Source organism: Martelella lutilitoris, assembly GCF_016598595.1.
Classification (GTDB): Bacteria; Pseudomonadota; Alphaproteobacteria; order Rhizobiales; family Rhizobiaceae; genus Martelella; species Martelella lutilitoris_A.
The window spans coordinates 2,675,646-2,698,225 of the sequence record NZ_CP066786.1; the positions used below are offsets into that span (position 1 = coordinate 2,675,646).

A 22,580-nucleotide genomic window follows, 5' to 3' on the forward strand; every position below is an offset into this window, starting at 1 on the left:
GCCGCACGTGACGACAGCAAGACATGGCAGGCAACCGCGGGCAAGGTGCGACGCCGGCGGCAGGCTTCACATCTCGATGAGCGGAGGCATGGCGGCGAGACAGGCAACAGGGGAGCTTGCGATGCGATCGAGAGCCGTTTCTTTTCTACGGGTTCCTGAATGGCGCTGCTGAAGAACGCCAGGATCCCGCGCGACAGGCGTTCCACGATCAGGCTCTACGCGGCGCTGACGGTGCTGTTCTTCGCGACGCTGGCGGCGGGAACGGTTTTCGGCGGGCTTGCCATCCGCGATGCGATCCGCCAGGAACGCCATGAACAGGCGCAAGCGCGCGCCGAAGGCTTCGCAAAGGCGCTGAAATCGGTGTTGCAACTGACCGACAATGTCGGCCGGGCTCTTTCCGAGGCCTTTGATGACGATGGTCTTGAAGGCTACGATAGCTCGGTCAACGCCTATCTGTCTTCCGCGCCCTGGACACGGGCCGTCATCCTCAACCGCGACGGCGCAACCCGCGTTTCGCCGCAGGACCTGTCTGTCGCCATGCGAGCGCTTCCGGTTCCGGACGACGGCGCCGATCAGCGCAAGATCTTCGGTCCCTTCGAACTTCCGAACGGCGAGCGGGTCCTCGTCTACCGCTATTCCTTCGATGCAGGCAACCTGGAACTCGTCGTCGGTTTCGAGGCGATCCTCGAAGCTGTCGGCCTTCTCGAACTCGAGGAAACGACACAGCTCAGCGTCAGGACCGTGGCAACCCCCGGTCCCGACGAACTCGCCACGGCCGGCGAAAGCGGCCTGGCCGTCGAAGACGCGATCCGTGAGGATGTCCGCGTCGACAACGCGACCTGGACCATCAGCGTGGCCCCGCGCGCCCTTTCGGATGGCCTGTTCGACTGGGGCCGGGCATTCCGGCTCGCCGCCGGCCTGCTCGTCATTGCTTTTGTTGCGCCCTTCATCGCCCTGCTCCTGCTGTTTCGCGCGCGTCTCAGGGACAATGTCAACATCCGCAAAAGCATGATGGCGGTCGACAATCTGCCCCGCCATCTCGATGTCGCCCTCAACGCTTCCAATATCGGCCTGTGGGAACATGATCTGGAAACAAACGTCCAGATCTGGGACGACCAGATTCTGCGAATCTACGGCATTGAGGGAGAGAGCCATGTGCAGACATTCGAAAGCTGGTGCGCCAGACTGCACCCGGACGATCAGGCCCGTTTCCGCCGTTTCAGCTGGGAGGATGCCGAAAACGACAAGGGTTTCCTGACCGAATACCGCATCATAACGCCGGGCGGGCTGGAGAAGACCATTCGTTCCGCCGGCAACGCCTATCGCGATGCCGACGGCAAGCGCAAATTCGTCGGCGTGAACTGGGACGTTTCGGCCGACAAGGCGCTTCAGGAGGCGCTGGCGGAGGCCAAGGCCAGGGCGGAGGAACAGAATGTCGCGCTGGAGGAGGCCCGCGCACGCATGGAAGAGATCGCCCTGCAGGATACGCTGACGGGCATTCCCAACCGGCGCCATTTCGAGAAGCGGCTGGCTGCCGCCCAGGCCGGCGGCGCCATGCCGGAAGGCATGAACATCGTCTTGATCGACCTTGACGGGTTCAAGACCATCAACGACACAATGGGACATTTCTTCGGCGACGACGTTCTGCGCTACGCTGCCGAAACCTTCATGAAAAATCTCGGCCCCGACGATTTTCTGGCGCGCACCGGCGGCGACGAATTCGTCGCCCTGATGCCGGCGACGAGCGATGTCGAGAACTTCGCCGCCACCGTCACGGCGGCCTTCTCGAAACCGCTGCGCATTGACGGGCGCTCCTGCCGGCTGGGCGTCAGTCTCGGCATCGCCACCGCGGAGGATTCGAGCGACACGGCCTCGGATCTTCTGATCAAGGCGGACCTGGCGCTGTACGAAGCCAAGAATCGCGGGCGCGGGCGCACGGTGAACTACACCAGCAACCTGATGGCGAAGACCTTTGCCCTCAAGCGCCTGGCCGACGAGCTTCAGGAGGCGGTCGAGAACGGCGAGATCACCGCCCACTACCAGCCGATCTTCGATGTCCGGACCTCGACGATCGTCGGCGTGGAGGCGCTCGCCCGCTGGCAGCATCCGCGCCGGGGCGTGCTCGAGCCGAAAGCCTTCCTCGATGTCGCCGAACAGCTGGGGCTGCTGCACGCGATCGATGACACCGTCTTCCAGAAAGCGGTCGCCGTGATCGAACGCAGCAAGGCGGCGGGCGTGCCGCTGCCCGGCATCTCGGTCAACATCTCCTCCCAGCGCCTGCGCGACCCGTTGCTTCTCGACCAGCTCGCTTCGATCAACCTTCCGCCGGACACGGTTCACTTCGAACTGCTCGAATCGATCCCCTTCGACCGGCCGGACACCGCCCTGATCAAAACCGTCAACGCCATCAGGAAACTTGGCATCGGCATCGATCTCGACGATTTCGGCTCGGGCTATGCCTCGCTCGTGGGCCTCAACCAGGTGCGTCCCGACCGGCTGAAGATCGCCGGCCAGCTCATTGCCCCGATCACCGGCTCGGAGGAAAGTCTGCAGATCGTCGAGACCATCGTGCGTATCGCGCGGACCTTCAACATCGGCGTCATTTGCGAGGGCGTTACCTCGAAGGCCCACTACAAGAAACTGGAAGCGCTTGGCTGCTTCCTCCAGCAGGGCTATTATTTCTCGCGCCCCATGGATGAGGACCAGTTCATCGACTTCATGCGCACGCGCAGCGGCCTCGAATGACCCGGAAACGGGCGACGGCAAGCCCGTCATGCGGCAGCCGAAACGGCCGCCGCGCGTCGACATGCACGCAATGCATACCTTATATGTCGAGATGGCACTGCAAAATTCGGGGCCGGGCGCGTATATAAGGGTCAACAGAGTGAACGAGCGGACATCAAAACGATTTGACAAAAGCTCAGTCACTTGGCCCGGTTTCCGGGTTGGAATTCGAAGCCGCGCACTCCTCCTCCTCCCAGCGCGCTTCGATAGGTTGACGACGCTCCTCCTCCCAGTCGTCGACCAACGCAAATGACGCTCACCGGATCCTCCTCCCCCGGTGAGCGTTATTTTTTTGCGCATTGCCCATACACCTCCCCCTTATTCTCAGCGCCGTGCCTGCAAGACCGACTGCGCGCCGTCGCCGGGCACCTCCCGGACGCGCGCCCGTGCCCGCAACAGGTATCGACTTTTGCCGCTTATTCCTGCCCTCACAACAGCCTTTGCGGCCCTTCTCCTGCGGCGCCATGCGGCAGACGCATAGCGGCTTTACCGCAAACCCACTGACGGCGGCGGGCGGCAGGGCCTATATCCGGTTCATCAGAAATTGAGGCGCCGCAAAACACGGGCGCCGCAAAAACAGGAGAGAGAAACATGAGCATGGCTCGTTCGTTCAATAACTGGATCAAGTACCGCCAGACCGTTTCGGAACTCGGCCGCATGAATGCGCGCGAACTGTCCGACCTCGGCATCAACCGTGACGATATCCGTCGCGTTGCCCGCAAGGCCGCATTCTAAGCGTTGCCTTGCCCGACCTTGCAAAAGCCCCACGCCTTCTCCGGCGCGGGGCTTTTTTTTGGCGCAGGCCGTGCTTCCATCCCGCCGCGCTGACGTTTGTCAAACGCTTATGCCTCAAAACAACGCATCGCGATCGACCTGCTCCGGTATTGTGCAACCTAATGCACAAATGCATGGCAGTTGCATAATAACTGCACACGACGCATCGCCGTTTCCCTTGTATTCTTCCGGTCAAAATGAATGCAGCACGAAGCTGCCGGACATATTCGAGGAAACACCCATGCATCCCTTCGACTTCACCATGAAATGGTTCAGCTACCGCCGCACGCGCGCCCAACTGCGCAATCTTACCGCCGCAGAACTCAAGGATATCGGCCTGCTGCCGGGCGACATCGACCGCGTCGCGGCCCGCGCATTCCGCTGAGACCATCCCCTCGCACTGAACTGCCAACGGCGCCGCATGGCGCCGTTTCGCGTTTTGTCCGATGGCGCGGCGCTTGCCTTCCCAAACGCAGCGATTATGTTGGGGCCCCTTCTGCCAACAACCGGACGACGCACAGCATGGCCGCATTTCCGCGCTTTACCTCTCTGATCAAGGAACTGCCATCCACGGTCCCCTTTGTCGGACCCGAAGCACTGGAGCGCACCCGCAACTTCCCGATCCTCGCCCGGATCGGCGCGAATGAGAGCGGCTTCGGCCCCGCGCCATCCGTGCTTGCGGCGATCCGCGAGGCCGCCGGCGACATCTGGAAATATTCCGATTCCGAACATCTGTCGCTGCGCAAGGCCCTCGCCGAACACCATGGCTGCAAGCCGGAAAACCTGATGATCGGCGAAGGCGTCGACGGGCTCCTGGGCATGGCCGTCAGGCTGGTGGTTTCACCTGGCACGGTCGTCGTCACCTCGCTCGGCGCCTATCCGACCTTCAACTACCATGTCGACGGCTTTGGCGGAAAACGGGTAAGCGTGCCCTATGCGGGCGACAGGGAAGACCTTGATGCGCTGATGGCGGCGGTGAAGGACCATGACGCGACCATGGTCTATTTCGCCAATCCCGATAATCCGATGGGCAGCTTCTGGCATGAGGACGATGTTATCCGTTTCGTCGAGGACCTGCCGGAAACCTGCATGATGGTGCTGGACGAGGCCTATTGCGAATGTGGACCGGCGGAAGCCTTTCCCGCGATCGACCGTCTTCTCGACCGGCCGAACGTCATGCGCTTTCGCACCTTTTCCAAGGCCTACGGGCTCGCCGGCGCGCGCGCCGGCTATATCATCGGCGAGGCCGAGACGATTTCCGCCTTCAACAAGATCCGCAACCATTTCGGCATGCCGCGCCTGACGCTGGTTGCTGCGGAGGCAGCGCTTGCCGACCAGGCCTATCTGCAGAGCGTTGTCGGACGCATCCGCGAATCGCGCGACGAGATCGCCAGGATCGCGCGCGACAATGGCCTGGAACCGCTGCCTTCGGCGACGAATTTCGTCGCCATCGATTGCGGCAGGGACGGCGCCTATGCGCGCGCGATCGTCGATGCGCTCGGCGCGCGCGGCGTCTTCATCCGGATGCCCGGCGTTGCGCCGCTTGACCGCTGCATCCGCGTCTCGACAGGCCCGGGCGAAGACATGGACCTCTTCGCGCAGGAACTGCCGGCCGTGCTCCAGGCGCTTGGCTGAGCCGGACGCCCGAAGCATCCGGCTTCCCGGCTTCGTCCCTACCGCGCCTTCTGGCCGAAGAGCACGGACTGGGCGTCCTTGTCCGATGCCAGGTTCATCTTTTCGCGCTCCTCCTGCCCCACGGCGATGCCGGCCTTGACCGCCGGTCGCGCCATCACCGCCTCGTACCAGCGCTTCAGATTGGGAAAATCGTCGAGGTTCTGTCCCTGCGCCTCATGCGAGCGAACCCAGCCGACCGAGGCCATGTCGGCGATCGAATAGGCGCCGCCGAGATAGTCCGCCTCGCCCAGCCGCGTGTTCATGACGCCGTAGAGCCGGTTGACCTCGTTGGTGTAGCGGTCGATGCCGTAGGCGATCTTTTCCGGCGCGTAATTGCGGAAGTGATGCGCCTGGCCCGCCATCGGCCCCAGCCCGCCGACCTGCCAGAACAGCCATTCCTCGACGGCCACCCGTTCACGCTCGGTCTCGGGATAGAACTTTTTGTACTTGCGGCCGAGATACTGAAGGATCGCGCCGGATTCGAACACCGAAATCGGCTTGCCGCCCGGCCCTTGCGGATCGACGATCGCCGGCATGCGGTTATTGGGCGAGATCTTCAGGAATTCCGGCTTGAACTGATCGCCCTTGCCGATGTTCACGTAATTGACGTTATAGGGAACGCCGGCTTCCTCCAGGTATATTGTGATCTTGTAGCCGTTGGGCGTCGGCCAGTAGAAAAGCTCGATCGGTGCGGTCATGAAAAATCATCCTCTCGCGTGTCGCAAAACACTGATCCCTTCGATATAGATCGATTTCGAACGCAAAAAAGAGCGGAGTGGCGCGGTCCTGTTCGCGATCAGACCGTTTTCCGCCATCACGAGGGTCGCCATGCACGAGAACGAAGCTTTGACAGCAAAGATCATTTCGCCCGATCCTGTCGAGCCGCAGAGCTTCACGGACCCCGGCGAAGCTGTGAAGGCCCTGCAGGCGCTCTACAAGCGCAATACCCGCTTCATCATCGACGCCTTCATCGCGCTCGCCGGCGGCGCGCCGATCGAGGGCCGGTACCGCGCCTGCTATCCGAGGGTCAGCATCGAGACCGGCAGCTACGGGCTCACCGATTCGCGCCTCTCATTCGGCCATGTGGCGACGCCTGGCGAATATGCAACCACCATCAGCCACCCGGTCCTGTTTGCCGATTACCTGATCGAGCAGCTCGGCCTGCTGATCAGGAACCACGGCGTTCCGGTGACGGTCGAAGAGTCCGATACGCCCATACCGCTGCATTTCGCCTTCGGCGAGAACACCCATGTGGAGGCGGATCTCGCCGCGCTTGCCGACGTGCCACTGCGTGACATCTTCGACACGCCTGACCTCAACACCACCGACGACCAGATCGCCAACGGCGACTATGAACCGGAACCGGGAGAACCGCAGCCGCTTGCGCCGTTTACCGCCCAGCGCATCGACTATTCGCTGGCGCGGCTCAGCCACTACACGGCGACCAGTTCGGCGCATTTCCAGAATTTCGTGTTGTTTACCAACTACCAGTTCTATGTCGATGAATTCTGCGCCTACGCCCGGGAGGTGATGGCCAGGGGCGGGGAAGGCTACAGCGCCTTCGTCGAGCCCGGCAACAATGTCACGCTGCCGGGCGAAGTGGAGCCGGAGGGCGGCCATACCGGCGTGCGCATGCCGCAAATGCCGGCCTACCACCTGAAGCGCGCCGACAATTCCGGCATCTCCATGGTCAATATCGGCGTCGGCCCTTCGAACGCCAAGACCATCACCGACCATATCGCCGTGCTGCGGCCGCATGCCTGGCTGATGCTCGGCCATTGCGCGGGGCTCAGAAACAGCCAGAAGCTCGGCGACTATGTGCTTGCCCATGCCTATGTGCGCGAGGACCATGTGCTGGACGACGACCTGCCCGTCTGGGTGCCGATCCCGGCGCTCGCCGAGGTGCAGCAGGCGCTCGAGGAGGCCGTCGGCGAGGTGACGGGCCTCAAGGGTTACGAACTGAAACGGGTAATGCGCACCGGCACCGTCGCCACCATCGACAACCGCAACTGGGAACTCTCGCACCAGAGCGGGCCGGTGAAACGCCTGTCGCAGTCGCGCGCCATCGCGCTCGACATGGAATCGGCGACGATCGCCGCCAACGGCTTCCGCTTCCGCGTGCCCTACGGCACGCTTCTCTGCGTTTCGGACCGGCCTCTGCACGGCGAACTGAAACTGCCCGGCATGGCCACTGCCTTCTACACCACCCAGGTGCGCCAGCATCTCCATATCGGCATCAAGGCGGTGCAGAAACTCGCCGCCATGCCGCCGGAACGGCTGCATTCACGCAAATTGAGAAGCTTCTACGAGACGGCCTTCCAGTAAGGCCCTCAGGCTGCTGATAAAGCCATCCTTTTTACGGACGTCATCCTCGGGCTTGACCCGAGGATCTAACCACGGTTCTGCACGGGCGGTATTCGTATTACGCAAAATATTGTATTTAAAGAAATTTTCCCTTCGAAACACTTGTCGCGGTGATGCGTGTTTAGATGCTCGGGACAGGCCCGAGCCTGACGAATGAGGGTGACGCGCGTTTTGTCAACAAACTGACGGCCTTCCAGTAAGGTCGTCACACTAGGCGGCTGTTGGCCGGCACGATCACCGGCAGCGAGCGCGGGTGCTGCTCGAGTACGGCATGGCGCACTTCCTCGATCGGGTCGCCGTCAAACGACTGGTCGATGCCCTTTGAATGGAAATCGAGCGTCAGCTTTTCCGTCTCGATCACGGTGGTGTTCTCGCTGTCCTCGATCCGCCCGGAGAAATAGTCGAGGGCGAAGCCGAGCACCGAATCAAACTCCTCTGCCTTCAGCAGATAAAAGGCGAGCTTTCCGCCCTGGGGCCGGTCGGTGAACAGGCTGGCATTGCCGTGAATACGGTTGTTGGCGACGCCGACAAGGGCGAATTTCCCCTCACCGCTCGCCTCGGCGCATTCATAGCTGAGACTGATTTCCGGTATCGCGCGCAGCGTATCGATCCAGGCGCGCGTGCTGGCGGAAATCTTGCCGAACCGCGAATCGTAGTCGAGTTGTTCGCGATTGCGGATCATTGTCGCGTGAAGACCGGCGGAGAACTGATGAATGAACGGCCTGCCATTCATCGTCGGCACGTCCACATGGGCAGGCTTGCCGCCGGCCAGCATCATCAAGGCCTCCTCGATATCGAGCGGCAGGCCGAGGCTGCGGGCAAAGAGGTTCATGGTGCCGGCCGGCACGACGCCGAGAAGCTTGTCCGTGCCGTACATGGCGCCGGCCGCAAGCGAGATCGTTCCGTCGCCGCCGCCGACGATCATGCCGTCGAAGCCTTCGGCATCGACCGTCTTGTGGATCACATCGGCAATTTCGCCGCCACCGACCACCGCGCATTCGAACTCATGCCCGGCATCGCGGAAGATATTGGCGGCAAGGCCCGAGAATGCGTCCATGTCGGTGGTCTTGAACGTACCGCCGTCGCGGTTGAAAATACCTTTCAGACGCATTGCTTGTCCTTGAGACTGTTGACTGGCCAGAAACGGATCAAGGCGGCCGCCGGTTCCGCCCGCCCGGGAACGGTCACATATTCGGGTAAACCGGTCCTTCGCCGCCCTGCGGCGGGACCCAGGTGATGTTCTGGTTCGGGTCCTTGATGTCGCAGGTCTTGCAGTGCACGCAGTTCTGGGCGTTGATCACGAATTTTTCCGTGCCGTCCTCCTCGACCCATTCATAAACGCCGGCCGGACAGTAGCGGCCGGAAGGACCCGCATAGATCTCGTACTCGGAACGCTTCTGCAGCGCCATATCCTTGACCTTCAGATGGACCGGCTGGTCCTCCTCGTGATTGGTGTTGGACAGGAACACCGAGGACAGACGGTCGAAGGTCAGGACGCCATCGGGTTTCGGATAGTCGATCGGCTTGTGCTTGGCTGCCGGCTCCAGCGACGCGGCGTCGGTCTTGCCGTGCTTCATCGTGCCGAAAAAGGAGAAGCCGAACAGCGTGTTGGTCCACATGTCGAGACCGCCGAGCGCGATGCCGGCATAGGTCCCGAGCTTCGACCACAGCGGCTTGACGTTGCGGACCTTCTTCAGGTCACGGCCAATGGCGCCGTCGCGCCAGTCCGCCTCGATCTCGGCGATCTCGTCGTGTTCGCGGCCCGCGGCAAGCGCATCCGCCACGCGTTCGGCGGCGAGCATGCCGGAGAGCACCGCATTGTGAGACCCCTTGATGCGCGGAACGTTGACGAAGCCCGCCGAACAGCCGATCAGCGCCCCGCCGGGGAAGGAAAGCTTCGGAACGGACTGATAGCCGCCCTCGGAGATCGCCCGTGCGCCATAGGAGATGCGCTTTGCCCCCTCAAAGGTCGACGCGATCGCCGGATGGGTCTTGAAGCGCTGGAACTCCTCGAAGGGCGAGAGATAGGGGTTCTTGTAATTCAGGTGCAGCACGAAGCCGACGGCCACCTGGTTATCTTCCAGATGGTAGAGGAAGGAGCCGCCGCCGGTTCTGGCGTCGAGCGGCCAGCCGAAGGAATGCTGGACGAGGCCCGGCTTGCTTTGCTCGGGAGTGACTTCCCACAATTCCTTCAGGCCGATGCCGTATTTCTGCGGCTCGCGGCCCTCATCGAGTCCGAATTTGGCGATCAGTTGCTTGGCAAGCGAACCGCGCACGCCCTCGCCGATCAGCACGTATTTTCCGAGAAGCGCCATGCCGCGGGTAAAGTTCGGGCCGGGCGTGCCGTCGCGCTCCACGCCCATGTCGCCGGTGGCGACGCCGATGACCGCGCCGGCGTCATCATAAAGCACTTCGGCCGCGGCAAATCCGGGATAGATTTCCACGCCCAGCGCCTCGGCCTTTTCGGCCAGCCATCGACAGACATTGCCGAGCGATACGATAAAATTGCCGTGATTGTTCATCAGCGGCGGCATCACGAAATTCGGCAGTGTGATCGAACCGGCCGGCCCAAGCAGCAGAAAGCGGTCGCGCGTCACCTCGGTCCTGAAGGGATGGCCCTCCTCCTCCCGCCAGCCGGGCAGAAGGGCATCAATGCCGGCAGGATCGACGACGGCGCCCGAGAGTATATGGGCGCCGACCTCGGCGCCCTTCTCCAGCACGACGACGCTCAAGTCCTCGTTGCGCTGCTTCAGCCGAATGGCGGCGGCAAGACCGGATGGACCGGCCCCGACGATCACCACATCGAATTCCATGCTTTCACGTTCCGGCAGTTCTTCAGCCATGTCTTCCCTTCCATTGCCGCATCCCCCGATATCGGCGAGGCCTGTGGTCTAGCAACTCCAGCTTTTATTTCTAGAGAGGTTGCAGAAAAATTGAAAGCGCCCAGGCAAGGGCACGCGCTGCGTGGTCCGGAGCAGGTTTCCACAGGCGGGGCATGCGGCACGCCCGCGCATACGTCCGATAATGATTGATTGACGACATGGCGGGCGTCTATGGTGAAAGCCAATTTCCGCCGTTCATTTTTTCAAAGCGTCGGCCGGTCGCGGCCAGGGGAGTTTTTTTCATGGATTTTGGTATTGCCGACAAGAAGGCCGTCGTGCTCGCATCGTCGCGCGGACTGGGCGCCGGCATCGCCGAGGCGCTGGCAAGGGAAGGCGCGCATGTTCTTCTCTGCGGGCGCACCGAAGACCGGCTGGCGACCAACTGCAAGGTGATCAACGAGACGACGCCCGGCAAGGCCGATTACGTCGTGGCCGATATCGCCGCGGAAAGCTTCGTCGAGGACCTGCTGTCGGCCATCAAGGCAAAGCTCGGCGGAGCCGACATTCTCGTGAACAATTCCGGCGGCCCGACGCCCGGAACCGTCGCCGAAATGAGCCCGGAAAAACTCGACGGCTTCTTCCGCTCCATGGTCGCCCCGATCATCACGCTCACCAACGCGCTCGTGCCACAGATGAAGGAAAAGGGATGGGGCCGGATCGTCACCGTCGCCTCGAGCGGCGTCGTCGAGCCGATCCCGAACCTCGCGCTCTCCAACACGCTGCGCTCGGCGCTGGTGGGATGGAACAAGACGCTTTCCAGCGAGGTCGCGTCCTCGGGCATTACCGCGAATATGCTTCTGCCGGGACGCATCCATACCGACCGGATCGACGAGCTCGACCACGCAAATGCCGAGCGCTCGGGCAGGAGCCTTGCCGAGGTGCGCAAGGCGACGCTGTCGACGATCCCGGCCGGAAGGCTGGGCCGGGTCGAGGAATTCGCCAGCATCGCCGCCTTTCTGTGTTCAAGGCAGGCCAGCTACCTGACCGGAAGCCTGATCCGCTGCGATGGCGGCGCGACGCACGCGATCTGAGTTCAACACATGGCCGGGCGGCCGGACGGCCGCCTTCTGGAGCCTGCCCATGATGTCCGCAACGGATCTGACAGCACGCGAGGCGGCCGCCCTTCTGCATTTTTACGCCGATGCCGGGGTGGACGTGTTTCTGGAGGACGAAGCCGTCGACCTGACGGCGCGCGCCGAAACGCCCGCGCCCCCGCAGACGCGCCCGGCGAGAGAAGAGCGGAAAGAGCAACACTCCGCGTCCGCCGCGCGCGCCGCCGCCGCGCGTCCTGCCATCGGCACGACGACCATTCCGGACGACAAGGCCGTCTCCGATGCGCAGTTCGCGGCTGAAAGTGCCCGTTCGCTCGGCGAGCTCAAGACGGTTCTGGAAGGGTTTTCGGGCTGCAATCTGAAGCACAACGCCCGCTCCACGATCACGCTCGACGCCATGCCGGAAAGCGGCATCCTGGCGATCTGCGGTTTTCCGACCGGTGACGATGACCGCAACGGCGAACCGCTTGCAGGCCGCGCGGGCAGTCTTTTCGAGCGCATGCTCGCCGCGATCGGCCTTTCGCGTGACGACGTCGCCGTCACCACAGCCCTCCCCTGGCGCACGCCCGGCGACCGCAGCCCCACCCAGTCGGAGGTGGACATTTGCCGGCCCTTCCTGAAGCGCCAGATCGCCCTTGCCGAACCGCGCCATCTCCTGGTGCTCGGCAATTTCGCCAGCCGCATGCTGATCGATGCCGACAAGACGGTGTTCAACCTGCGCGGCGAATGGCATCCCGTCAATGTCGACAGCCATGCGGTCGAGGCGCTCGTCACCTTTTCCCCGACAGAGCTGCTCGCCGCTCCGGCCAACAAGAAGCCCGCCTGGCACGACCTTCTCCTCTTCCGCTCACGCCTCGGCTGATCCGTTTTCTCCCTGCCGCCGCGCCGCGCTTCACTCTGCCCGAAAATTACTCAGTTTCCGGAACGTTAACGCCGACATGCATCTGGCGCATGGCTGCCCTACGGCCGGGACCATTGCCGGCGCCGGCCGTTTCATGGATAAGGGGACATGTCTTGGGAGGACCAACGGAACCAAGGCAATGAGATACGTACAGGACATGGACGCAACCCTTATGCAGAACACGCGCTTTTCTCTCGAACTCGGACGCTCGACCAACGGCTATCACGGCCAGCGGGGCATCGACCGCGCGATCGCCAAGGGCTTTGCCAAGGCGCTTGGCCATCACGATGCCAGCACGCGCCGTCCGGCAATGCGGGCCCTCGGCGCCTGATCGGGCGACGGGAAAGCCGCAGCTGCCCGCGACAAGGGCAGATACGAAAATTGGTGAATTGATGCAGAAGCCGGGACTTGCGTTCCGGCTTCTTGCGTTTCAGGCAGTCAATCGATGAAGGTGATCTCGACCGTCGTGCCGCTCTCGACGGCGGTGCGGATCGAGAATTTGAGGCCGAGTCTGGATGCTGCTTCCTGCGCCTCGACAAGACAGGTATGCGAAATCCCCATGGTCAGTTCAGGCTGCTTGAAAACCGCCTCGAGCTCGCTCTCGCTAAGCCCCCTGCCGATATCCGAAAACTCGGCTCGGAACCCGTCACCTGCCGACGGTTCAAGCGAGACCCTTGCGTCACAATAGGGCGGCGAGACCGCAATCAGCCGCTCGACGAGGTGCGAGAACAGCTTCGTCAGCAGATCCTCGTCAAGCGGATAGCCGAGCCCGCCATCATCGATCGACGTGCTCAGCATGACGCTTTCCGCCACCGCTTCGCCGCGATGACGCTGAAGCGCTTCCAGCAGACACTTTGCCGGAGAGATCAACGGTATGTCCTGCTCGCGCTCCCTGCGGTCGCGCGCGGATTCGAACTCCGCATAGATATCGCGATGCAAGGACGGAGAGGCAAAAATCGGCGCAGCGGCAGGGTCTGCGGGCCTGTTAGCGCTGTCAGCGTTTCTGGCCTGCCGCTCCTGGCCCCCGGTAGAAGGCGCGGCCGCATCGGGCGAAGCCCTGCTGAAGCGGGCCTCCTTCAGGTCATCGACAGGCTTTTCCTCCGGCGCGGAGGCACGAAGAAACCCGTTGGCGATGATGCGGGGCGGCCGCGCCGGCGCTTTCTCCGAACGGCTGCGTCCTGTGCTCCAGGGCATGGGGCCGCCTGTCTGCCCGAAATCGCTCGGCCGCGCCGGCGCGGGCTGCGCCTGCGGCCGAACCGTGCGTTGCGGCGGCGTGCTTTCCGTCCCGCGATGAAGCGCTCCGTCGCCCGCCCGCGGCTCGGCAACTGCCCGGTCCGGCCTCTCCTGCCGCGCGGTCGGGCGACCGATCACCACGCACACGGCATCACGGTGGCGCATGCGTGCGAGGGAAAGTTGGGAGCGCCCCTCCGGACCGGCGGCGAACTCCGCCAAAACCTCCTCAAGTCGGCTTCCCGGCTCATCGGAAAGCACGCGCGTCATCGCACGGTCGATCTCCTTGCCGGCCGCCGGCGTAAACCAGGAAGACAGTGCCGTGCCGCAGACATCGCCCTCCTCCGCCCGCAGCAGCGCGAGGGCGGCGTCGTTGGCGATTTCGATCGTTCCGAAGGGGTCGACCAGCAAAATGCATTCGGGCGCGCGGTTGAGCGTGTCAACCACGGGTCGCGTGTCAGCCGCCTGAGGCAAGTCGGAATTCATCATTCGCATCCGTTTGTCCAGTCGAGCGTTTCAGCGCCGGGACAGGTCCAATCCAAACTTCATCGCGACGCTGGCCGGGCACGCCGCATGCCGGCACCAAGACAAGCATGATAGGCCCGCGAGGTAAATCGCATCTTAAAGCGTAAAACCAGTCAGATTTGAGCTTGTTCCATGCTCTGCTCGCTTTTTACCAAAAATGGTCTGAAAAGGACGGGAGCGATCCGTCGGCCGGGCCGCGTATCGCGAAGGCAAAGGCCGCGTCAAGGTGATGCGATTTGACGGCCTGCCACCGGCAATATTCGCCTATGAAGGCGGCATCGACCCACATCGCGCTTTCAAACGCCCTTCCGCTCCAGCCGATCGCGCCGACATCGACGACTTTTCGCAGGATGCGCTGAAGGTGGGTGCGCGAGATAAGGATCCGCTTCGCCATTTCACGGGCGTTCAGGGCCGGGATCATATAGCGTCCCTCTTGCGGCCGCTGGCGACCGACCATGACGATGATGTTGTCCATCACCAGGCCGCCCGAAATCGATTTCTGCAGAAGCGCGACCCGCGGCGGCGGTTCGCGCCAGGCGGCATCGCGGAGGCAGCCGAAGGCGAGACGCGGCTGCATGAGAGGGATCATCTCCGGCCGCGCCGCAAATGCCGCCACACGTCCCTTTGCATCAAGTGCATCGAGCATCGACAGGTTTGCCGCGATCCATTGCCCGATGGCTGCGTAGACCGGCGGGGTCGGTTCGAAATAACGCGGTCTCAGGCTGGCGCGCGCGGGATCGGGGCGCAGGAAGCCATAGGCAAGCGATTCATCGACATAGTCGCGGATGGTGTTCGGACTGGCGACCTTGAACGGCTTCAGCACATCGATCAGGCCGTTGACGGTCAGGCCTTCATCGCCGCCCCAGTAAAGGGCGAGCGCGGCCTGGGATATCAGCCAGCGGCGCTGCGAGCCGAAATTGGCGCCCAGGCGCTGGTTCTCCTGGTAAACGGCGGCGAGCCTCTCGCCGTAAAGCGAAAGTGAAGGGAGAAAGGAAGGGTGCGTCGCGATCGTATCTGCAGAAAGCGGCATTGTTCTTATATGGTTGTCGGCGCTGTTGTGCCGGAAACTGCGCCGCCTCCAGCCGTGATGTCGGCCGCGACCCTACTTGATCGGCGCGCGAAAATACAGACGCAAAAAAGCCTTCGCAGCGGTTGCGGGCCGGCTCCTAACGCCCTATAGGGCCGCAAGTCGCCGCACCGGCCGTGCTTCCGGCGGAAACAGAGACACCCAGAAAACACCGCAGCGAGCGAAAACCATGTTTGCCAGTCTCGTCTCCATCACCTCCCTGATGCTTTCGACCATGCTGATGATGGTCGGCTACGGGCTCATGAACTACCTTATTCCGGTGCGCTCGGTGGCGGAAGGCTGGTCGTCGTTCCTGATTTCGGTGATCGCGACAGGGTATACGGTCGGCTTTACGGTATCGTGCATCGTCACTCCGAAACTGGTGCTGCGGGTCGGCCATGTCCGCGTCTTCGGCGCCCTGATCACGCTGCTCACGGCCTCGATCCTCGCAAGCGCGCTGCTGGTCGACTGGCGGGCCTGGATCGCCTTTCGCGCCATTTCCGGTTTTGCGGTCGCCGGCTGCTATCTGGTGATCGAAAGCTGGCTGAACGAACGCGTGACGAACGAGACCCGCGGCTCGGTCTTCTCGATCTACATGATGGTGACGCTTGCCGGATCGATCGGCGGTCAGTATCTCGTGCCGCTCGGCGATCCGCTCAGCACGACGCTGTTCATCGTCTGCGGCATCGTCTTCGCGGTCGCCATTCTCCCGACGGCGCTTTCCACCGCGCAGTCGCCCGCGCCGATCGCCCAGGTGCAGTTCGGGCTGAAGAAGCTCTACCTGCGCTCGCCCGTCGCCGCGGTCGGGGCGATCCTGGCCGGAATCCTGTCCGGCACCTGGGCGAGCCTCGGCGGCGTCTACACCACCCAGAGCGGCTTCACCACCGGCCAGGGCGCCACGCTTCTCGCCTTCGTGCTTGCCGGCGGCGCGCTCGGGCAGATCCCGATCGGCCGCATCTCCGACCGGACAGACCGGCGCTATGTGATGATCGCCTGCGGCGTGATCGGCGTCGTCGCCGCGACCGCCATGTTCTTCATGTCGCCCGAGACGCCGCGCCTGCTCTACGGTTCGGCCTTCATCGTCGGCTCGATGCTCTATCCGATCTACGCGCTCAATGTCGCCCACGCCAATGACCGTGCCGATCCGAGCGAGTATGTGACGATTTCGAGCTCGCTGATGGTGCTCTACGGCCTCGGCACCGTCGCCGGCCCCCTGATCGGAGGCGGCGCGATGGAGCTTGCCGGTCCGCGCGGACTGATGCTCTATCTTTCGATCGGGTTCGCGATCTACGCGGCCTATGCCGCCTGGCGCGTGATGAAGGGCAATCCGACGGTCGCCCCGGACGAGCGCGCCGACTTCCACGCAATTGCCGTTCCGATGCGCGGTACGGACCCTGCCGGCAGCATCGCGGTGGATTACGAAACCGAATACGACCCGACCCAGAGCGAGCAGTAATCCGCTCAGCTCGGATTTTGCGACGGGGAGACGCGGCGGATCTTTCGCCGCTCGAGACCCAGCCTGTGCTCGCGATAGATGATGAAGATGCCGGCGCCGACAACGAACACGGAGCCGGCAATCGTGTTCAGCGTTGGTATTTCGCCGAAGACGAACAACGAGATCAGGATGCCGAAAATGATCGAGCTGTAGTCGAAGGGCGCGATCGTCGAAGCATCGGCGAAGCGATAGCTCTCGGTCATCATGATCTGGCCGACGCCGCCGAAGAGACCCGAGAGAATGAGCAGGACGAGCGGCCAGAAGCCGAGCGAGGCCCAGCCGAAGGGCAGCGTCGCAAGCGAGAGCAGCGCTGCGAAGGTCGAGAAATAGAGCACGATCGTGGGCCCCTTCTCGGTCACCAGCAGGCGGCGGACCTGGATCATCGCCAGAGCGCCGAGCGCCGCGCCTGCAAGGACGAGAACAACGGCGAGCGCCTCCTCCGAGCCGATCCCGCCCTCGCGAAAAAGCGTCAGCTTGGGCCAGGAGATGATCATCACCCCGAACAGCCCGACGCCAACGGCCGACCAGCGATAGATGCGCACGACCTCGCCCAGAAGCAGGGCGGCGAAGACGACGGAAAGCAGCGGCAGGGCATAGCCGAGGGCGATCACCTCGGGCAACGGCAGGTGCATCAGCCCGTAAAACCCCATGCCCATCGAGGTAATGCCGATCAGCGAGCGCAGGAAATGGCCGACCGGGCGTTTCGTCTTGTAAGCGCCTTTCAGTTCATGCCGCCAGGCAAGATAGACGATGATGGGAACGATGCCGAACAGGGAGCGGTAAAACGTCACCTGCCCCGGCGCGATCCCCTCGCCCGCAAGCTTGATGCAGGTCTGCATGCCGAGGAAGGCAAGGATCGAGGACAGTTTGAGGACGATGCCGCGCAACGGGTTGGCATTGGTTTCGAAGGGCATGAACGGGGCATTCTGGTCAAGGGTTGTCGGCGGCAAGAGCCGCGTATGTTCCATCCTCCTTACGCCAGTTCCCGCATGCCTGTACAGATTTCATGAAAATCCGGCGAAGCATTTGCATTTTTCCGCCCCGGGCGCTTTGTTGTGCATCGATCGGCCGCGCCGAATGAAACCATATGAAGAGGAAGCCCATGCGAGCGGACAAGAACCGGACCGTTTACCTGAAGGACTATCAGCCGACCGATTTCCTCATCGAGACCGTCGACCTGGTGTTCGACCTCGGCGAGACGATGACAACCGTGGGGAGCCAGATCCGCATGCGCCGACGGCCGGGCGCGGACCCTTCCGCCCCGCTGATCTTCGACGGCGACGGACTCGCCTTGTCCGGCCTTGCGCTTGACGGCAAGCCGTTGCTCCCCGAGCGCTATGACAGCGACGCCGACAGGCTGACGATCCGCGACCTGCCCGAGGACGGCGCCTTCACGCTGACGATCAAGACGCGCATCAATCCGAGCGCGAACAGCCAGCTTCTCGGCCTCTACCGGACGAACGGCGTCTACTCGACCCAGTGCGAGGCGGAGGGCTTTCGCCGCATCACCTATTTCTACGACCGGCCCGACGTGCTGGCGGTCTACACGGTGACCATCATCGCCGACGAGAAGACCTGCCCGCTCCTGCTGTCGAACGGCAATCTCGTTGAGGAACACAAGCTCGATGACGGCCGGCACATGGCCAGGTGGCACGACCCCTTCCCCAAGCCGTCCTATCTCTTCGCGCTGGTCGCCGGCGACCTTGCGATGATCGAGGACAGGTTCACGACCATGTCGGGCTGCGCGGTCACGCTCAGGATCTATGTCGAGCACGGAAAGGCCGGACGCGCCGGCTATGCCATGGATTCGCTCAAGCGCGCGATGAAATGGGACGAGGAGCGCTTCGGACGCGAATACGACCTCGACATCTTCATGATCGTCGCCGTCTCCGATTTCAACATGGGCGCGATGGAGAACAAGGGCCTCAACATCTTCAATGACCGGCTGATCCTGGCGGATCCGGAAACGGCGACCGACGATGATTACGCCCGGATCGAGGCCGTGGTGGCGCATGAATATTTCCACAACTGGACCGGCAACCGGATCACCTGCCGCGACTGGTTCCAGCTGAGCCTCAAGGAAGGCCTGACGGTCTATCGCGAGCATGAATTCTCCGCCGACGAGCGCTCGCGACCGGTCGTGCGGGTGGAGGAAGTGAAGTTTCTGCGCGCCCACCAGTTCCCGGAAGACGGCGGGCCGCTCGCCCATCCGGTGCGCCCGACCGAATATCTCGAAATCGACAATTTCTATACGACGACTGTCTACGAGAAGGGCTCCGAGGTCTCGCGCATGATCGCCACGCTTCTGGGACCGGATGGCTTCCGCAAGGGACTCGACCTGTTTTTCGAGCGCCATGACGGCGGCGCGGTGACGATCGAGGATTACCTGAAATGCTTCGAGGATGCGACCGGCCACGATCTCGCGCATTTCTCGCTCTGGTACCACCAAGCCGGAACGCCGGTGATCTCGGTTGCCAGTTTCTATGACGAGGCGAAGGGCGAGCTGAAGCTTACGCTCGGCCAGAAGACGCCGCCTACCCCCGGCGAGAGGGTCAAGAAGCCGCTGCACATCCCGCTGCGGGTCGGCCTCATCGGCCCGAATGGCGACGACATGGAACCGTCGGCGATCAGCGGCGGGGCACATCGCGAGGACGTTCTGGAACTCACGCAGGACGAGCAGACCTTCGTCTTTGAAGGGGTCGGCGCGCGCCCGGCCATTTCGGTCAATCGCGATTTCTCCGCGCCGGTGCGGGTCCGCTTCGACCAGTCGCGCGAGGACCGGCTCAGGATCGCCGAGGCCGAGACCGATCTGGTCGCCCGCTGGGATACGGTCAATGCATTGGCGCTCGAGGCGCTGGTCAGGGCGACGGAGGAGATCAGGGCCGGACGGCCGGTGAGGCCGGATGCAGGCTTGAGCGCGGTTCTCGTCGCCACGGCGGAGGACGAGACGCTCGAACCCGCTTTCCGCGCCCTGGCGCTGACGCTGCCGAGCGAACTCGATATCGGCCGCGAGATCGGCGACAATGTCGACCCGGACGCGATCCATACGGCGCGAAAGGCGGTTTTCGAGGCCATTGCCGAAGCCGGGCGCGAGACCTTCATCCGCCTGACGGCCGACATGGGCACGCGCAGCGCCTTCAGCCCCGATGCCGAAAGCGCGGGCAGACGGGCGCTCGCCAACGCGGCGCTCGCGCTCGCCTCGGCCGCAGAGAAGGCGCCCGAACGCGCAAGCCGGGCCTATCAGGCGGCGGACAACATGACGGACATGCTGGCCGCCATGCGGGTTCTGGCCCACCAGTTTTCAGGCTCCGGCGAGGCGGAAAATGCGCTTGCCGATTACAGGCGCCGCTTTGCCCGCGAGCCGCTGGTGCTCGACAAATGGTTCGCGACGCTGGCGACGGTTCCGGGTGCGCAGACGCTTGAACGCGTCGCATCGCTGGTGGGTGACGATGCCTTCGACGGGACCAACCCCAACCGGGTGCGCGCCCTTATCGGAGCCTTCGCCTCGTCCAATCCGACCGGGTTCAACCGGCCCGACGGCGCGGGCTATGCTTTCTTCGCCGACTTCATCCTGACCTCCGACAAGCGCAATGCCACGCTGACGGCCCGGCTGATGACGGCGATGCGCTCGTTCGAGGCGCTTGAGCCGCAACGGCGCGCGCTTGCCCGCAAGGCAATCGAGCGCATTGCCGGCCATGATGATCTCTCCCGCAACCTGCGGGATATCGTCGATCGCATGTTGAAAGGCTGAATTAGCGCTTGCCAAGACACGCAATCCGAGTCCTCCGTTTGGACGGACCGGCCGCCGCAGCTGCGCCGGACAGCTTTCGCGGCGGCCGTCAATTCACAAAAAAGCCTTATTTGATATATGGTTAACAAAAGCTTCCCGAAGGGTGCTGGACAAGCCGAATCACCTTTGATTCACTAGGGTAGATTCGCAAGGCGGTTTCGCGGATCGCACGAGGGAACTTAAGCACATGAAACGATCAGATCTGTGGGACGACCCCGCAGTGAACGGGAACCTGCGCTCCGGATTCACTGCAAGCCAGACATTTTCAGGCCGCGAACAGGCCGGTTTTCAGGGCCTTGGCGCTTTTGCCGCCGCCAACAGGCCGGCGGTCGAAAGCGTTCTCAAGAAGTCCATTCCCTATCTGATCATTGCCTTTCTCATCTGCGTCGCCCTGGCGCGCGGGCTCTCCCTGATCTCCAGCCATACCCGCATGGAAGATGCCCTTCGCCAGACAACAGAACTGACCTCGGCGATCGCGCTTGTTGCGCTGGAGGACGAGACGGCGCTGTTCGACCCCGAGAATGCCGCCGCCGCCGACGACAGGTTGCAGGCGCTTTCCGCGGTGTCCGCCACCGACCCGGACACCGATCTCGTGATGATCGACACCAGCGGCGCCGTGCTTGCCGCAACTCCCGCGCGCGCCGACCTTGTCGGCCGCTCGCTCGCCTCCGTCTTTCCCGAGTTGACCTCGGCCCACCATCCGCGCACCGGCGGACAGGTCGTCGAGACGCGGATCGACGGCGCGCCCTACCAGGTCTCCATGCAGCTCGTCGGCAATGACGGCGGCATGGTGATCGCGCTGCATGCGATGGAGCGGATGAATGCCTTCTGGCGCGCCGAGGTCAATCTCAACGTCACCCTGTTTGCCGCCATGGCGCTGCTGCTGCTCGTCGTGGTCTACGCCTACTACACCCAGATCAACCGCGCCGACGCGACGACCGGCGTCATGTCCGCCGAGCGCGGCGCGCGCGATGTCATGCTCGCCAACGGCGAGGCGGGACTGTGGTCATTCGACCCGGCGCGCCGCCGCGCCTGTCTCGACGGCTCGGCCTGCGCGGCCCTCGGCTTCGGCGAGACGGCGCGAGAAATCGATTATCGCGGGCTCCTGGCTCTCGTCCATCCCGATGACCGGCGCGGGCTTTCCCGGAAACTCCGCCCCACGGATGACGGATTGATAGAGGCCGATCTTCGCCTGCGCCGCCAGGACGGACGCTACGGCCTGTTCGCGCTTCGCGCCCATGCGGCGATCAGGGGCGACACCGTATCCGTTTCCGGCGCGGCCATCCGTCAGGCATCCTGCCACCAGAAGGCGGTCGAGGCGGCCGCGGGACGCGCCGGCATGCTCGAGGCTGCCTTTGATGCCCTGCCCCAGCCGCTGGCACTGTGGCGCAAGGACGGAAGTCTCGACCTTGCCAATGCCGCCTTCAGGGCCGCCTACGATCTTGATGACAGCCCGTGCGCCATGCGCCAGGATGCGCTTGCTGCGGAAAACCAGGAACAGGCCGTCGTCGTTCGCCGCAACCACGGTGCGTGCGGCACGGCGACCGAGGTCAGGACGGCGCACGGCGCGTGGATGCGGATTTCCGAGCACTCCATTGAAGACGGCGCCCGACTGACGGTCGGCACCGACATCACCAGCTTCAGACAGGAGCAGACCCGGCTCCAGGCCGAGCAGGAACGACTGCGGGAAAAGGTCAGCGCCATGGCGCTTGACCGCCGCAAGCTGGAACTGAAATGCGCATCGCTGGAGCGGTCGCTCGAAGGGAAGGCGGCCGCGCCGCGCCGACAGGACACCGTTCTCGCCGATGCCTCCGTCCCCGCCGAAATCCGCACCGCGCTGACGTCCGTGCTCGGTTTTTCCGAACTGATGATGGCCGAAACGGACAAGACGCCCGGCGGCAAGCTCAACGACTATGCCCGCCATATCCACAGCGGCGGCGAGGCGCTTCAGGCACTGGTCCGGCGGCTTGAGGGCAAGCCCCGTGCGCCCGCTGCCGGGGTCTCCGGCGACGAACCCGTCATCAGGCGCAGGATCGGCTGACC

At 63.4% G+C, this 22,580-nt stretch carries 17 protein-coding genes; 11 read left to right on the forward strand and 6 right to left on the reverse strand.

Annotated features, from left to right (window positions below; genetic code table 11):
- The first annotated feature begins 159 nt into the window (after window positions 1-159).
- From JET14_RS12690 to JET14_RS12705, 4 genes are all read left to right on the forward strand, one after another.
- The gene (locus JET14_RS12690; RefSeq protein WP_200333974.1) at window positions 160-2,745 is read left to right on the forward strand and encodes a putative bifunctional diguanylate cyclase/phosphodiesterase; all 2,586 of its coding nucleotides are present in this window, start codon (window positions 160-162) and stop codon (window positions 2,743-2,745) included.
- A gap of 630 nt (window positions 2,746-3,375) precedes the next feature.
- On the forward strand, window positions 3,376-3,519 hold the full coding sequence (locus JET14_RS12695) for a DUF1127 domain-containing protein (RefSeq protein WP_081725736.1): 144 nt from the start codon (window positions 3,376-3,378) through the stop codon (window positions 3,517-3,519).
- A 280-nt stretch (window positions 3,520-3,799) separates the two neighbouring features.
- A complete protein-coding gene (locus JET14_RS12700; RefSeq protein ID WP_152534493.1) occupies window positions 3,800-3,943 on the forward strand; it encodes a DUF1127 domain-containing protein in 144 nt (47 codons plus the stop codon).
- 137 nt (window positions 3,944-4,080) lie between these two features.
- Window positions 4,081-5,193 (forward strand): pyridoxal phosphate-dependent aminotransferase, encoded by a 1,113-nt coding sequence (locus JET14_RS12705; RefSeq protein ID WP_200333976.1) that lies wholly within the window; start codon window positions 4,081-4,083, stop codon window positions 5,191-5,193.
- A 38-nt stretch (window positions 5,194-5,231) separates the two neighbouring features.
- Here JET14_RS12705 and JET14_RS12710 read toward each other — a convergent pair whose 3' ends face one another.
- Window positions 5,232-5,930, reverse strand: coding sequence for a glutathione S-transferase N-terminal domain-containing protein (locus tag JET14_RS12710; RefSeq protein WP_200333978.1), 699 nt, complete (start codon window positions 5,928-5,930; stop codon window positions 5,232-5,234).
- A 130-nt stretch (window positions 5,931-6,060) separates the two neighbouring features.
- On the opposite strand from JET14_RS12710, the gene JET14_RS12715 reads away from it, so the two are divergent.
- Window positions 6,061-7,557 (forward strand): AMP nucleosidase, encoded by a 1,497-nt coding sequence (locus tag JET14_RS12715; protein WP_200333980.1) that lies wholly within the window; start codon window positions 6,061-6,063, stop codon window positions 7,555-7,557.
- A gap of 244 nt (window positions 7,558-7,801) precedes the next feature.
- On the opposite strand, the gene JET14_RS12720 is transcribed toward JET14_RS12715, so the two are convergent.
- The gene (locus JET14_RS12720) at window positions 7,802-8,707 is read right to left on the reverse strand and encodes a diacylglycerol/lipid kinase family protein (protein ID WP_200333982.1); all 906 of its coding nucleotides are present in this window, start codon (window positions 8,705-8,707) and stop codon (window positions 7,802-7,804) included.
- A 73-nt stretch (window positions 8,708-8,780) separates the two neighbouring features.
- Window positions 8,781-10,439 (reverse strand): electron transfer flavoprotein-ubiquinone oxidoreductase, encoded by a 1,659-nt coding sequence (locus tag JET14_RS12725; RefSeq protein WP_200333984.1) that lies wholly within the window; start codon window positions 10,437-10,439, stop codon window positions 8,781-8,783.
- A 281-nt stretch (window positions 10,440-10,720) separates the two neighbouring features.
- Here JET14_RS12725 and JET14_RS12730 point away from each other — a divergent pair, with 281 nt between their 5' ends.
- The 3 genes from JET14_RS12730 to JET14_RS12740 all read left to right on the forward strand — a co-directional run bounded on the left by JET14_RS12730 (window position 10,721) and on the right by JET14_RS12740 (window position 12,762).
- On the forward strand, window positions 10,721-11,509 hold the full coding sequence (locus JET14_RS12730) for an SDR family oxidoreductase (RefSeq protein ID WP_200333986.1): 789 nt from the start codon (window positions 10,721-10,723) through the stop codon (window positions 11,507-11,509).
- Window positions 11,510-11,558: 49 nt separating this feature from the next.
- Window positions 11,559-12,392 carry a uracil-DNA glycosylase gene (locus JET14_RS12735; protein WP_200333988.1) on the forward strand — a complete coding sequence of 278 codons (834 nt, stop codon included), beginning with the start codon at window positions 11,559-11,561 and terminating at the stop codon, window positions 12,390-12,392.
- Window positions 12,393-12,570: 178 nt separating this feature from the next.
- Entirely contained in the window at window positions 12,571-12,762 is a 192-nt protein-coding gene (locus tag JET14_RS12740) for a hypothetical protein (RefSeq protein WP_200333990.1), read from the forward strand.
- Between the two features lie 107 nt (window positions 12,763-12,869).
- On the opposite strand, the gene JET14_RS12745 is transcribed toward JET14_RS12740, so the two are convergent.
- Window positions 12,870-14,147 carry a PAS domain-containing protein gene (locus tag JET14_RS12745; protein ID WP_200333993.1) on the reverse strand — a complete coding sequence of 426 codons (1,278 nt, stop codon included), beginning with the start codon at window positions 14,145-14,147 and terminating at the stop codon, window positions 12,870-12,872.
- 187 nt (window positions 14,148-14,334) lie between these two features.
- Window positions 14,335-15,216: a hypothetical protein gene (locus tag JET14_RS12750; RefSeq protein WP_200333994.1), complete on the reverse strand. Its 882-nt coding sequence runs from the start codon at window positions 15,214-15,216 to the stop codon at window positions 14,335-14,337.
- Between the two features lie 226 nt (window positions 15,217-15,442).
- Here JET14_RS12750 and JET14_RS12755 point away from each other — a divergent pair, with 226 nt between their 5' ends.
- Window positions 15,443-16,708 carry an MFS transporter gene (locus JET14_RS12755; protein WP_200333996.1) on the forward strand — a complete coding sequence of 422 codons (1,266 nt, stop codon included), beginning with the start codon at window positions 15,443-15,445 and terminating at the stop codon, window positions 16,706-16,708.
- A gap of 5 nt (window positions 16,709-16,713) precedes the next feature.
- Here JET14_RS12755 and JET14_RS12760 read toward each other — a convergent pair whose 3' ends face one another.
- Window positions 16,714-17,661 (reverse strand): DMT family transporter, encoded by a 948-nt coding sequence (locus JET14_RS12760; protein WP_200333998.1) that lies wholly within the window; start codon window positions 17,659-17,661, stop codon window positions 16,714-16,716.
- Window positions 17,662-17,849: 188 nt separating this feature from the next.
- Here JET14_RS12760 and pepN point away from each other — a divergent pair, with 188 nt between their 5' ends.
- Together pepN and JET14_RS12770 are read left to right on the forward strand one after the other, a co-directional pair.
- Complete coding sequence (gene pepN / locus JET14_RS12765) at window positions 17,850-20,498, forward strand: aminopeptidase N (RefSeq protein ID WP_200334000.1); 2,649 nt, start codon at window positions 17,850-17,852, stop codon at window positions 20,496-20,498.
- Window positions 20,499-20,724: 226 nt separating this feature from the next.
- Window positions 20,725-22,578 carry a hypothetical protein gene (locus tag JET14_RS12770; protein ID WP_200334002.1) on the forward strand — a complete coding sequence of 618 codons (1,854 nt, stop codon included), beginning with the start codon at window positions 20,725-20,727 and terminating at the stop codon, window positions 22,576-22,578.
- The last annotated feature ends 2 nt before the right edge of the window (window positions 22,579-22,580 follow it).